Source organism: Phycisphaerales bacterium (assembly GCA_020852515.1).
Classification (GTDB): domain Bacteria; phylum Planctomycetota; class Phycisphaerae; order Phycisphaerales; family UBA5793; genus UBA5793.
On sequence record JADZAS010000022.1, the window covers coordinates 1 to 13,016 of the forward strand.

Genomic DNA, 13,016 nt, shown 5'->3' on the forward strand with positions numbered 1-13,016 from the left:
ACGAAGGTCCAAATCCGAATGACGAAACGCCGAAAACGTGGTTATTTCATTCGTCATTCAGATTGGGTCATTCGGTCATTGAATCGTGCAACCACGGAAACAGCACATGCGGTTGCCCTGTCATCGTGCCGCCATGACCATGCGGGCTTCGGCGCGGACGGTGTCGCGGGGGCCGAGGGCGAAGCAGTTGACGGGGACCTGGGCATCGGTTTTGTCGCCGTCGCCGTCGAGATCGAGGTTCATGTTGGCTTCGTCGAATTTCCCCGGCATCCACATGGCGTAACCGAAGACCATCTGGTTCTCGAACTGTTCGAGGCTGTTGTACGTCCGTCCGTAGCTGGGGTCGTAAAGCGTGCCGTCGATGTTCAGCAGCATGTGATAGTGGAACTCGCGTGGGGGAGTTGTGCCGCCCTGTCCGGGGAGATTGCCGGTGGGCTTCAATTCGGTGTAGGCCCAGTGATACTGGCCGTGATCGCCGATGGGATTGCGTGCGATGTTGAGGAAGGGCAACGGGCTGGCGCGGCCTGGACCGTCGGCGTCGCGTTGCCACGCGCCCAGCAGCAGCCGATTCGTCCGACAATCGGACGTGCTGGGGGGCAGGATGCGCACCGGCTCCACACCGCCAGCCACGCCATGGATCGCCAGCATGTCCCGCAGCAGGTTCACCCAGGCGTCGCACTGGCCGTCGCCGGCAGCCAGCAGGTCGGCTGTGCTGACGGCTTCGGTCGACCAGTTTCCGTAGTAGCACAGCTTCCGGCCATCGAGCCGGCTGACCTGCAGCGAAGCAAACCGAGGCCAGAGACCCATGAGCAGGCCCCGGCGATCCACGGCATTGGTCCCCGCACGACAGGTCAGGTCCACCAGCGTGTCGACCAGCACCGCCGACGGCTCCGGCTCGTTCATCAGGATGTACACGGGAATGGTCGTCGTGGTCAGCGAGGACCACGTTTTGCCCTGGTCCACGCTGATCCACCATTGCAGGGTCAGGGGATCGTACATGCCGGCACGGTTTTGCACGGGCCTGGCGGCGGTCAGGCCGCGAGCGACCCAGAAGCTGCCCGTTCGCCGCGGCACGACGGGGCCAAGAAAGCCCAGTCGCGCCGACCAGCCGAGCACCTGCACGTTGTCGCTGATCGCTGGATCTTTGGGGATCAGGCAAAGTTCCGCCTGAAGACGATCACCTCGCTTCACCACCACGGGCGATGCGGGACGATGGCCGATCCAGGTCGGAGAAGGGTACGACTGGCCCTGCGCGTGACAGAGCGTCAGTTCGCGGCCCGAGGCTCGTTGCACCTGCACGCTGGCGACTTCCCATTTCGCCGCCGGGGCCGTCGATGTCACCAGATCAGGCGGCGTGGGCTGTTGAACGCCGGCGGCTGGAGCGGAAACGGATGCGAGCCTCGGACGTTGCGAGACATCCCGGCGACCCATCACCGCCCGCAGCAAGGTCGGCGATCCCAGGCCCACCAGCACGAACAAAAGCGCGCACCGCCACCCCCATCTTGTCCCCCTGAATGTGTTCATGGCCTGACCTTTGCGGTTCGTATACCCCGCCGCAGCCCCGCAGCCGCAGCCATTGGATTCAACGCGGAAACGAACCGTTTGATTGCATGGACTCCCGGAACACAGTGCAGTTGAAAAGGCGGGTGATCTCCGCCCGCACCTGTAAATACACTTTACGTATCCGATGATGCGTCGTCAATGGATTCGTGCGTGGGTCCATGAAGAGCCATCTGCGTTGTGGCCGGTTCCCAGTCTCGGCGGGGTCACTCGGCGGGGTCGTGCATCGGTGGTCGGGGGGTCACGGGCACGAATAGGGCCGTCGATGGGGCGATGCGGGCGTTGTTGGGCGTCCAGCATTTCGCCAACTTGCCCGACCCGCGCGTGAATCGAACCAATAGAACACGACCTGACCGACATCCTCACCATCGCCATCTGTGGCTTCATCTGCGGCGCCGACGGCTGAACAGATGTCGAGGAGTTCGGGCGGGACAAGGAGCCATGGCTTCGCACGTTCCTGAAACTGCCCAACGGCATTCCTTCGCATGACACGTTCGGACGGGTGTTCGCCATGCCCGACGCCGCCGCGTTCGCCGAGTGCTTCAGCCAGTGGGTGCAAACCTTGTGCGAAGACCTGGCGGGCGACGTGGTCAACATCGACGGCAAGACGCTGCGTCGCTCCCTGGATAAGGCCAGTCTCAAGTCGGCGCTGCATCTGGTCAGCGACTGGGCGGGTGACGCTTGTCTGTCGCTGGGTCAGGTGGCGGTCGAGGACAAGAGCAATGAGATCACGGCGATTCCCAAACTGCTGAAAATTCTCGATATTTCCGGGGCAACCGTGACCATTGACGCCATGGGTTGCCAGAAGGCCATTGCTCAACAGATCGTGGAGCAGGGCGGCGATTACGTGCTGTCGGTCAAGGAGAACCAGTTGAATCTGTTCGAGGAAGTGCGTCGCACGATGCACGAGATCGCTGATCATCCCGGTCCCGGCTTGAAGTTCGACCATCACCAGACCACCGACGGCGATCATGGCCGGGTGGAGGTTCGCAAGGTCTGGTGCACCGAGGGCATCAGCGAAGTGACGGCGCGTCTGGATGACTGGCCGGGTCTGCGTCAGTTCGTCATGGTGGAGCGCCGCCGGACCACCAGCCAGGGCACCAGCGTGGAACGGGCCTACTACATCGCCAGCCACGAGCATGTGAGCGCCAAGTGGATGGGTCATGCGATCCGCAGCCACTGGGCGATCGAGAACAAGCTGCACTGGTCGTTGGACGTGGCGTTCGACGAGGACCACCGCCGTGTCCGCACCGGCCACGCCGCCGCCAACATGGCGCTGTTGCGCAAGATCGTCTTGAACCTGCTGAAGAATGAGAGAACCTGCAAACGGGGCCTGGCCGTCAAACGTCTCAAAGCGGGCTGGAGCGAATCTTAATCCGCTGCGGGTGCTGCAAGGATGGATTTAGATGCAATTGCCCTGCGGTGGGGGAAGAGGCGAGAAGGGAAGTAGCGCGGGGGACCCCGCCGAAGCGGTGAGTACACCGCATCGACGGGCTTTGTCCGCATGGAGCGCCGTGACTTGTCGCGTGTGCCGAAAACAATCGCGGCGGCAGGGGGGAACCTGTCGCCGCGAGAGGGAAATCTGGTTGTTGGAGAAGCTTACTTTTGCTCTTCGAGGTAGGCGATCACATTCTTCACGTCTTCCACTTTCTTGATGCCGGCGAAGGCCATTTTGCCGCCGGGGACGGTGCCTTTGGGATCCTGAAGATATTTCATGAGGTTTTCCTGCGACCACGTGAGGCCGGACTCGATCATGGGGTTGGAGTACTTGTAGCCCTCGATCGAGGCCGCTTTTCGGCCGACCACACCGAAGAGGCTGGGACCGACCTTGTTTTTGCCCTGTTCCACGGCGTGGCACGCCATGCACTGCCTGAACGTACTTTTACCCGCGGCCGCATCGCCGGCAGGGGCTTCGGAGGCCGCCATGGCCATGCCCATCGCCAAGGAACCCGCCATCAGGAACACGCCACCCCACATCATTTCTCTCTTCATCGGTCGCCCAACCTTTCTGTTGAACCAGACCACGAAGCTGGATTTCGAAGGACGTCACGGCTGGTGCGGAAGTGGGAGGATGGCGGGAAGCGGGAGAAACGTCCGTGATGCCGGGGAAATCCCTGTGCCGGGCCGAAGACGATCTTCAGTCCAATGGGGGACAAGTGTAAAAATATTAAGTGGTATTTACAACAAGGCGGGAGCTGTCGAACATCCGTCGGACCCCGCCGAAGCGGCGAGTACACCGCATCGGCGGGCTTTGCCCACCTGTCGTCGCGTCGTGTAGCGACGTGTCGAGTCTATGTGTCGAGCCTATAAAACAACCGCGGCGGCAGGGAGACCTGTCGCCGCGTGGATTGATTCGGTTTGGTATGGCCGATCGTTGACAAGGGAACAGTTGGAAGGGCGCTTAGCCGAACGTTGCCGGACGGCCGCCTCTCGTGAGAGAGACGAGGTTGTGATGACGATTTCACCAACCGGATCGCTCCGGGAGGGTGTCTACGGATCCCGTAGAAAGGAGGTGATCCAGCCGCAGGTTCCCCTACGGCTACCTTGTTACGACTTAGTCCCAGTCACCGATCTCACCGTAGACACCCCTGAGGTGGGGCGGCTTCGGGTGCTCCCGGCTTCCATGACTTGACGGGCGGTGTGTACAAGGCTCAGGAACGTATTCACCGCGGCGTAGCTGATCCGCGATTACTAGCGATTCCAACTTCATGCAGTCGAGTTGCAGACTGCAATCTGAACTGGGGCATGCTTTGTGCGATTTGCTCCACCTCGCGGTATTGCATCGCTTTGTACATGCCATTGTAGCACGTGTGCAGCCCTGGACATAAAGGCCATGAGGACTTGACGTCATCCCCACCTTCCTCCGGTTTGACACCGGCAGTCTCGTTAGAGTCCCCGACATGACTCGCTGGCAACTAACGACAGGGGTTTCGCTCGTTGAGGGACTTAACCCGACACTTCACAGCACGAGCTGACGACAGCCATGCAGCACCTGTGCACGTTCCACGGTAAACCGCGTCACATATGTTTCCATATGCTAATCCGTGCATGTCAAGCCCAGGATAAGGTTCTTCGCGTTGCTTCGAATTAAGCCACATGCTCCACCGCTTGTGTGAGCCCCCGTCAATTCCTTTGAGTTTTAGCCTTGCGACCGTACTCCCCAGGCGGTGCACTTAACACTTTTGCTTCGACCCGGAGGGTATCAGAACCTCCCTGATCTAGTGCACATCGTTTAGGGCGTGGACTACCGGGGTATCTAATCCCGTTCGCTCCCCACGCTTTCGTACCTGAGCGTCAGCAATGGCCCAGCGGCCTGTCTTCACCTTCGGCGTTCCGATAGATATCTACGCATTTCACCGCTCCACCTATCGTTCCGACCGCCTCTACCATGCTCAAGACCGGCAGTATACCAAGCAGTTCCCCGGTTGAGCCGGGGGATTTCACAAAGTACTTACCGGTCCGCCTGCGTACGCTTTAAGCCCAGTGATTCCGATTAACGCTCGAGACCTCTGTATTACCGCGGCTGCTGGCACAGAGTTAGCCGTCTCTTCCTTTGGGGCTGATCAGAATTTCTGACCCCTGACAGCAGTTTACAACCCGAAGGCCTTCATCCTGCACGCGGCATTGCTCCATCACGCTTTCGCGCATTGTGGAATATTCGTTACTGCAGCCTCCCGTAGGAGTCCGGGCAGTGTCTCAGTCCCGATGCGGCGGGCCGTGCTCTCACACCCGCTACCCGTCTTCGGCTTGGTAGGCCATTACCCCACCAACAACCTGATAGGACATTTCCCGCTCCCAAGGCGGATTGCTCCTTTGATCAACGGCTTCTAGACCCGTTGACCGCATCCAGTATTACTCCAGGTTTCCCTGGGCTATCCTGAACCTCGGGGTACGTCAGAAATGCATTACTCGCCCTTTCGCCACTAAGTTTTATCCGAAGAAAAAACCTCGTTCGACTTGCATGTTTTAGCCATGCCGCCAGCGTTCAATCTGAGCCAGGATCAAACTCTTCAATTGATTATCGTTGCACGACCGGGACGAACCCGATCGTTGACGCATCGATGAGTAGTTTGCCTGTACACCCCCGCCAGCCGAATCGGCCGGCGCGGGTGGGTCATTCGATCCGAAGATCGATTCCGTTGCGGCTAGACAACGGACAAATGGAAACCATCCATTCGCTGGAATTGAATTCAGCGTCACAAGGATGCTTCCAGGCCGGGGCTGTGACCCCCCGACCGATGGATTTCGCCCTCCGCCAGCCCTGTGAAAGGCTGACCTCGGGCCGCACCCTCGCGGCGTTTGTACATTTACCCAACTGTTCACTTTTCAAAGAGCGGGTCAGTCGCAGTCCTACGATGGTCGGCCGGGGCCGGTTCGATGACTGGATGACAAATCAGCCGATGAACGTCGCCGTTCAACGACACGCAAGGGGATGATAGACTGCACCCCGAGAGGGTCAAGGCAGCGAAGATCATTTTTGATTGCCGCCGCGCCCGATTCCGCTCCAGGCTGCCGCAAACGGCTGTTTTTGAAGATCTTGCGCCGTCGGGGCCCCTTGGGACATGCCAGGACTGCGGGAAGCACCTGACGCGCCGCCGGCCATGTGGAAAGTGGTCCCGAGGCCATGGATGGCGGTGGATGGCGGTGGATGGCGGTGGATGGCGAAATGGCGTCAAACTCGAGGGGGTTCGCGAGGCCGCAAGGGGGTTTGGGTGGTTGGCAGAGTCTTTCACGAGGCTGCCGGTGATTTCGGGAAGGGGTTGTGGCCTCCGGGGGCCGCCGGCGCCGAAGCAGTGCTGTGCGGGGGCCCTTTGACAACCGGGGGCTGCTTCTGGTACATTGAGCGGGTGAGGCACTTCGAGCGATTCGCCAACTCGGGCTGGACCCGCTCTGCCCCTCGCCGGCAAGGCGCGGCGGCCGGCACGCTGGAGGAAGCGGCGGACCGCATCGTGAGTGAGGCGGACGGCGGCGGCGATGGGTTTGCAGCACATGTTTCGGCCGCGCGGCCGGCCGAGGAAGGGGCAGCGGCATGAGCAGACCTAATAAACGTACCTGTCCCGTTTTCTTGCCCCGTTTTCTTGCCCCTTGCCCGTTTTCTTGCCTGTCCCGTTTTCTTGCCCGCAGATGAGGGCGGATTGCCTGAGCGGGTGAAACGGGGGATGCGGCATAATTCTGGAACGGCCCGGGTCCTGGCGACGTGTCGGCGTGATCTCGGCCAATCAGCCTGACTCGGTCGACAGGGGGCACCATCCCGAGCGGTGGACCCGACAAGTAGACGGAGGGATGAAATGTCAGCTCGATATCAGGTGTATCCGATCGGCGTTCTGTGCATTCTCGCTGCGGCGTCGTGGGCGACATCCGTCCACGCCCAATGCGATTTGATTTTTGAGCGGCAACTCGTTTCGTCCGACGGGAGGGAAGGCGACCTGTTCGGCACGGCGATCGCCATCAGCGGAGATCGCGCTGTTGTGGGGGCCAGTTACGCGGAGGATCCCGCGGAGAACGCAGGCGCGGCGTACCTCTTCAACTACGTGACGGGGGAAGAACTCGCCAAGTTCATCGCCGGCGACGGGACGGCCGGGGATGAGTTTGGCGAGACGGTGGCGTTCAGCGGGAGCCGAATCGTGATCGGCGCGCGCAAGGATGACGCCAATCGAGGTTCGGTGTTCGTCTTTGATGCAGATTCATACGAGTTGCTCTTTGAACTCGCCGCGGAAGATCGCGACCTTGGTGATTCGTTTGGCGCTTCCGTCGCGCTGATCGGATCCACGGCGATCATCGGCGCTACCGGCGATGATGAACGAGCCAACGGCGCCGGAGCGGTCTACCTTTTTAATACGAATACAGGTCGGCAGATTCGCAAGATCCTGGCGTCGGATGGAGCGGAGGCCAATCGATTCGGAGAGGTGGTGGCGACGGATGGTCGCCACGTCGTGGTGGGCGCGCCCGGGGCAAACATCTATGCAGCACGATCCGGCGCCGCATACGTATTCGACGCTCTGACGGGCGTCGAGGTATGCAAACTGATTCCGGATGTTGGAGCGGAACGGGATGAGTTCGGCGCATCCGTTGCTATTCGAGGCGGACTGGCGGTGGTGGGCGCTCCATATCGAGCCGAGGGCGCTCAGCAATGCGGCGCCGTTTTCGTATTTGATGCTTCGACCGGCGAGCAACTGCTCAAACTCGTGCCGGCGGACGTCACCTCGGGCAAGTACTTTGGGCGCTCCGTCGCCGTCGACGGGAACCGGATTCTGGTTGGCGCATCGGGCGACTCCCATCTCGGATTCCGAGCCGGCGCGGTGTACCTCTTTGATGCTTCGACCGGGGTAGAACTGAGGAAAGTTGTCGCGCCTGATGGGGGCGCGATTCGCCAGCTCGGCTGGGCCATCGCGGTGGCGGGATCAACCGCGATCGTCGGATCACCGGGTAACGGCCCCGTCGAGAACCCTGGTGCTGCGTACGTCTTTTCGATCGAGTGTGGACTGACACTCGCATCGCTTGGATCTTGCCCGGGATCGATGCTCTTCAAATTCACTCGCGCAACGCCGGGCGCAACAGTGGCGCTTCTCGCCGCGCTGCGGGAGGGCGAATTCGCAATACCGAATGGGAACCCGTGCGCCGGAACACGGCTTGGCCTCGAAGGGCGCATTCGAGTCGCCACCACAAAGCAGGCCGGATTAGACGGCTCCGCGGCTGTTCCGGCGTATGTGACGCAGCAGGCCTGCGGCCAAATACACTTGCAGGCGATCGATCTGGCTGACTGCGAAACCTCGAACGTGATTCTTCTTGACTAGCGCCGCCATGCAGCTTCGCATCAGCGGTGAGGCAAGAAAACGGGGCAGGTACGCTTATGGGTGCGATTCATGCCGTTACCGCCTTTCGCGGGCGGCCCCGTGGGCGAATTTGGTGCACCGGGCCGGGCGCTGCCGCGGTCCGCTTCATCCACCCTGCACTCGACGCCGCGATTGAGGACGTACGCAGGCGTAGCCGCCGGGCGCAGGTCGAGCAGGGCGAGGCATGAGAAGTTCCAGGCGCGTCGCGGGCCGCGACGACCGAGGTCGCTCTGATCTCCAGAAAACACGTACCGGTCCGACCTTTCCCGTTTGTGCTTGTCGTTTGTTTGCTCGTGTATTTGCTCCCGTTTGTTTGCTTGTCCCGTTTTCTTGCCGCTTTCCTGCCCGGGTCGATGAAAGTGCCGGCACGATCGTGTGGGGATGTCGAATCTGCTTTCCATGGCTTATCCGTTGGAAAGACGACGGTTTGGTAGTCACATCCCCGCCGAGACATGGCATTTAGAGAGATACTGCTTGCATTCCTCATTCCGCAGCGTACACTTGTGGTAGATCGCGGAGAGGAGCCTGTAACAGGCAAGCGTTCCGCGTCGGAAGATAAAGCAAAGGGCAGTTCGCTTCCCCGCTCCGGAACCCCGGAACTTGAGCGAAAAGCCAGTTGATGAATAAGCCGATCTAGTTTTGCACTTTATGTGCGGAGCTTGGTCGGCTTGTCGTTTTTGGTTCACGCAGCAAAGACATGCTACTACCTGGGCGCAAATCGGAAGGAACCTTGTGCGAACATCCGAACAGACCACATCCGCAGACAAGCAAGCACCCGACAACGGACGCCAAGAGCCAACCCGTGATGCTCCACCGCGCGTCGTCGTGAACGGCGAGGCTCTCAACCTCACGCTTGATACGGAACTGAGGCCGGTAGAGAACACGGCTTTCAAAGCAAGCCGCTGACTGAGTGACCGGGGGCATATCCGACTCTGAGTCGGAAAGACGATGCACGACTGACATACCTCTGAAGGAGAGCCACATGAAGATCAATACACTTGCCGATCTCTACCTGGAACAGATTCGCGACATGCACAGTTGCGAGCGCCAGATCATCACAGCCCTGCCGAAGATGGCTAAGGCCGCCAATCACCCGAAGCTGAAGAAGGCGTTCGAGGAGCACCTTGAGGAAACAAAAGTGCATCTGGAGCGGCTTGACAGCATTCTGAGCGATCTGGAGAAGCCCGCCGGGCGTCAGGTGTGCGCGGCGGCGGCGGGCCTGATGGAGGAAGCTGACGGAGTGATGAAGAACGAGGGCGATGAAGAGGCTCGCGATGCCGGCCTCATCTGTGCAGCTCAGAAAGTCGAGCACTACGAAATTGCCTCCTACGGCTGCCTGCGGACGTATGCGACCAAGCTCGACCGCGAGCAGGACGCCAAGCTCCTGGAGAAGACGCTGAAAGAGGAAAAGCACTCAGATGTGGAACTCACCAAGCTTGCCATGAGCGCTGTCAATGACGCCGCAATGGTGTGATGGAGATCGTCTCGCTCTGCGTGCACCTAATCCCGCTGATTCGTTCACCAACCCCTCTGATCGCGACACCTTCATTGCGACGGAACGGAGATTCGTCATGTACCACACTACGACTTGTATTGCGTTGATCGCTGCCGGCTGTGTCTTCAGTCTGGCCGGCTGTGACTCGAGGGATGAGTCCCCCGCGGCGAGCACTTCACAACCTGCGCCGGCCCGAGGCACACCGACCACTCCAGCCGACCACATGGACGGGACGAGGGACGATGTCGGGGAAGACGGCAAGACGCCGATGGATCAATCCCAGGCCAGTGAGCATATCAAGCAGACGGCTGATATTCGGCAGGCCGTTATCGCAGATGACACGCTGTCCGTTGGTGCGAAGAACTGCAAGATCATTACCGACGAGTCAGGCACAGTCTGGCTTCGAGGAGTCGTAGATTCCCAAGCCGAAAAGGATCTGATCGAACGACTCGCCGTACAGATTGCCGGCTCGAACAACGTGATGAACGAATTGGAAGTCCGTCCCAACTGATTCTCGCGTTCGTGAATGGCATGGTTCAGACCCGCTGACGGTTTCATACCCGATCAGTGTTCACCCCACACGTTCCTGCAACGCCTGTTGCATAGAACACACTTAGGATGGAGCATATCAATGAGTAAGTCTGTATTCTGTGTTGCACCGTCTGAGACAGTTGCCAATGCAATCGTTTCCCGCTTGAAAGCCGGGCCGTTTGCGGACAACGACATCTCAGTTCTGTTCCCCGACAAATCCACAACTCGTGATTTTGCGCACGAGATGAACACGAAGGCCCCCGAGGGCGCGCTCACCGGTGCGGGAGCGGGAGGCGTCATCGGCGGCACGATCGGTCTTCTGGCCGGCATCGGTCTGCTGGCGATTCCCGGGCTGGGCCCGTTTATCGCCGCGGGCCCCATCATGGCGTCGCTCAGCGGTATCGCGGCCGGCGCAGCGATTGGTGGCATCACGGGGGCCCTGATCGGCATGGGCATTCCAGAGATCGAAGCCAAGCGCTATGAAGATAAAGTGAAAGATGGAAACATCCTCATCGCCGTGCATGCTGAGGACTCAGAGCAAGTAGATTTGGCCAAAGAGATCTTCGAGAGCGAGCACGCGACGGACATTACCACTGGTTCGATGGGCGATGCTCCGGAAGCTGAAGACACGGAGGCGTCATCGCCGGATGCACGTCGCAATCGAGAGGCAGCGGCGAGGGTCGGGCCTGCGCAGCGTGTTGACAGGGCTCGTGACTACTCGGACGCCGAGAAGTCAGCCACGCGGACCACAGCAGGGCGTGATCCGGTTCGAGTTCACCGCAATTCGATCTAAGGCGTGATTTGATTAGCCGGAAACCCAGGCCACGGTCGGCACGCCGGTCAATCCGGCGTGCCAGCCGGGGCCTGCCTCGGATGGAGAGCAGGCGCTGCCATTCGTCGTGGGTCAAGCGGACGGTGGCGGCGCTGGGTCTGGAGGACACGTTTCGGCGGCGCGGCCGACCGCGAGAGGCGGTGACGGCAGGAGGCGCTTCGGCAAATGCACCTGTCCCGCTTTCTTATCCGATAAACGTACTTGACCTGTTTTCTTCTCCAATTTGCCTATCCGCCTGCCTCTTTATCTCTCCCCCGCACTCCGGGCATACGGGCGTATATAGATTTCGAACGTCGTAGCCGCAGGTCGGGCAGACCTTCATAAATACGCGCGCAACCCGCCGAATATCCTTTGGCAACTGAAAGATACAATATAGCACGATGCTATAGAATACAGTATTCGCAAGTAATCCAATGGCGATTGGATGTCCCGGTAGGTGCCCAATTGGGCAGTATGCACCAGACTCTGCGACCCTTCGCATCCACTCGACCCCCCAATCTCCGTGCCGAAACTCTTGTGGGCGGCCTCTCTCGGTGTCCCAGAGCGGCGACCGAGTCGTGCGCGAACCGTACATCGAGCGCCACGGCCAGCCGCTTGAGAACTTGATTTGGCTCCAATCAGCAATATCGGATTCTGATTCTACAAACATAGGCCGCACAGCCACAGATACTGTAACTCCGACAGCGTCTCGCGTGTACTGATGCGTCGGTTTGTCTGGAAGACGTGCAATGCGAATAGAGTCTGGCCACTTCCCTCCCGCTCGTTCCTCGAGCCGACCTGTCCTCGCATCAAAAGTCAGTGCGCATGTCCACGATGCGCAGATCGACAAGGCGCACCCCGATGCGGCAAGAATAATCCCCTTTAGAGCCCACCTCAGCGTCACTTCCTAAGCTCCTGGGTCTCATCCCCATCGACGGCTGTGAATACAGTGCTTGGCGCCGCCATCAGCATTTGCGATTCGCTCGAGTCTGGTCTTGCCACTCGTCGATGTATGGCGACCAATTCCCTCCAACCATCGTCCACGTGAATATGACAGTCCCTGATGGCCGCATTACCCTTAGATCGCACGAGGCGCTCTAGGTTTGACAGCGGACTCTCGTCGGCCTCAATGACCGTCTGATCCTCATGCGCGGGAGAATGAATATCCTTGACCGTTCGGAATCTCACACAGTAGAATTGCCCCTGCTCAAGCGGTGCATCAAGATACACAACAGCAGAGTATATCATAATGTAGTCGCCGCCTGACGTAGCGAGATAGCCATTATAATCTACCACACCGGGGTGGATCTGCATCGCCTTCTCGAGAGCTGAGTATACCGCGATTTCCTTGCCGTCGGGGCCAAGAATCTGAATGAGTTCCGACATCGATCCGTCGAAGATGCCCTGCAGCGATTCGCACACCGCTAACAACGACTCTCGTGAGCCGCGGATATAGATGTCAACCAGGCACTTTTTGTTCATTGGGGACGGCAGGTCTGCCGGAGCGCGTAAGCCGATCGGCACAATGAGGAGCTGTATGGCATCAGGCATTTGCATTCCGAGCGGAATGCCCACCATCGAATGCGCTTCTCTCAAGTACTGCCAATAAGACTCAGCGTCGGCACGAGATTGGATGTGGGTGCGTTCCGAAGGAGGTCTTCCTCTTTCGATTGCGGCGGCCGAGGCACCGAGAACAGCGACGGTAGTCCCAAGGAGAATCGCCAAGGCCGCCATGGTCGAATGCCCTTTCATTGAGCGCCTCCTGTGATTCGAGGATTTGAGCTGT

At 59.7% G+C, this 13,016-nt stretch carries 7 protein-coding genes, 1 rRNA gene and 1 pseudogene; 5 read left to right on the forward strand and 4 right to left on the reverse strand.

From position 1 onward, the window contains the following. Positions 1 to 120 precede the first annotated feature (120 nt). On the reverse strand, positions 121 to 1,479 hold the full coding sequence (locus IT430_14890) for a hypothetical protein (protein MCC6909226.1): 1,359 nt from the start codon (positions 1,477 to 1,479) through the stop codon (positions 121 to 123). Between the two features lie 490 nt (positions 1,480 to 1,969). Between IT430_14890 and IT430_14895 the strand changes: the two are divergent. Next, positions 1,970 to 2,935: pseudogene (locus IT430_14895) on the forward strand (ISAs1 family transposase). A 224-nt stretch (positions 2,936 to 3,159) separates the two neighbouring features. Here IT430_14895 and IT430_14900 read toward each other — a convergent pair. Further along, complete coding sequence (locus IT430_14900; protein MCC6909227.1) at positions 3,160 to 3,540, reverse strand: cytochrome c family protein; 381 nt, start codon at positions 3,538 to 3,540, stop codon at positions 3,160 to 3,162. A 525-nt stretch (positions 3,541 to 4,065) separates the two neighbouring features. Beyond that, positions 4,066 to 5,577 (reverse strand): 16S ribosomal RNA (locus IT430_14905). Positions 5,578 to 6,848: 1,271 nt separating this feature from the next. Here IT430_14905 and IT430_14910 point away from each other — a divergent pair. The 4 genes from IT430_14910 to IT430_14925 all read left to right on the forward strand — a co-directional run bounded on the left by IT430_14910 (position 6,849) and on the right by IT430_14925 (position 11,212). Continuing rightward, positions 6,849 to 8,354 (forward strand): FG-GAP repeat protein, encoded by a 1,506-nt coding sequence (locus tag IT430_14910; GenBank protein MCC6909228.1) that lies wholly within the window; start codon positions 6,849 to 6,851, stop codon positions 8,352 to 8,354. A gap of 1,021 nt (positions 8,355 to 9,375) precedes the next feature. Beyond that, positions 9,376 to 9,867, forward strand: coding sequence for a ferritin-like domain-containing protein (locus IT430_14915; GenBank protein ID MCC6909229.1), 492 nt, complete (start codon positions 9,376 to 9,378; stop codon positions 9,865 to 9,867). A gap of 244 nt (positions 9,868 to 10,111) precedes the next feature. Continuing rightward, on the forward strand, positions 10,112 to 10,399 hold the full coding sequence (locus IT430_14920; protein ID MCC6909230.1) for a BON domain-containing protein: 288 nt from the start codon (positions 10,112 to 10,114) through the stop codon (positions 10,397 to 10,399). Between the two features lie 120 nt (positions 10,400 to 10,519). Then, the gene (locus IT430_14925; protein MCC6909231.1) at positions 10,520 to 11,212 is read left to right on the forward strand and encodes a hypothetical protein; all 693 of its coding nucleotides are present in this window, start codon (positions 10,520 to 10,522) and stop codon (positions 11,210 to 11,212) included. 918 nt (positions 11,213 to 12,130) lie between these two features. On the opposite strand, the gene IT430_14930 is transcribed toward IT430_14925, so the two are convergent. Then, on the reverse strand, positions 12,131 to 12,982 hold the full coding sequence (locus tag IT430_14930; GenBank protein MCC6909232.1) for a hypothetical protein: 852 nt from the start codon (positions 12,980 to 12,982) through the stop codon (positions 12,131 to 12,133). Positions 12,983 to 13,016 lie beyond the last annotated feature (34 nt).

What these genes read in the sequence shown, in the direction of transcription:
- IT430_14900 (MCC6909227.1), bottom strand. Translation starts at nt 3,540, where the DNA reads ATGATGTGGGGTGGCGTGTTCCTGATGGCGGGTTCCTTGGCGATGGGC.
- IT430_14915 (MCC6909229.1), top strand. Translation starts at nt 9,376, where the DNA reads ATGAAGATCAATACACTTGCCGATCTCTACCTGGAACAGATTCGCGAC.
- IT430_14910 (MCC6909228.1), top strand. Translation starts at nt 6,849, where the DNA reads ATGTCAGCTCGATATCAGGTGTATCCGATCGGCGTTCTGTGCATTCTC.
- IT430_14925 (MCC6909231.1), top strand. Translation starts at nt 10,520, where the DNA reads ATGAGTAAGTCTGTATTCTGTGTTGCACCGTCTGAGACAGTTGCCAAT.
- IT430_14930 (MCC6909232.1), bottom strand. Translation starts at nt 12,982, where the DNA reads ATGAAAGGGCATTCGACCATGGCGGCCTTGGCGATTCTCCTTGGGACT.
- IT430_14920 (MCC6909230.1), top strand. Translation starts at nt 10,112, where the DNA reads ATGGACGGGACGAGGGACGATGTCGGGGAAGACGGCAAGACGCCGATG.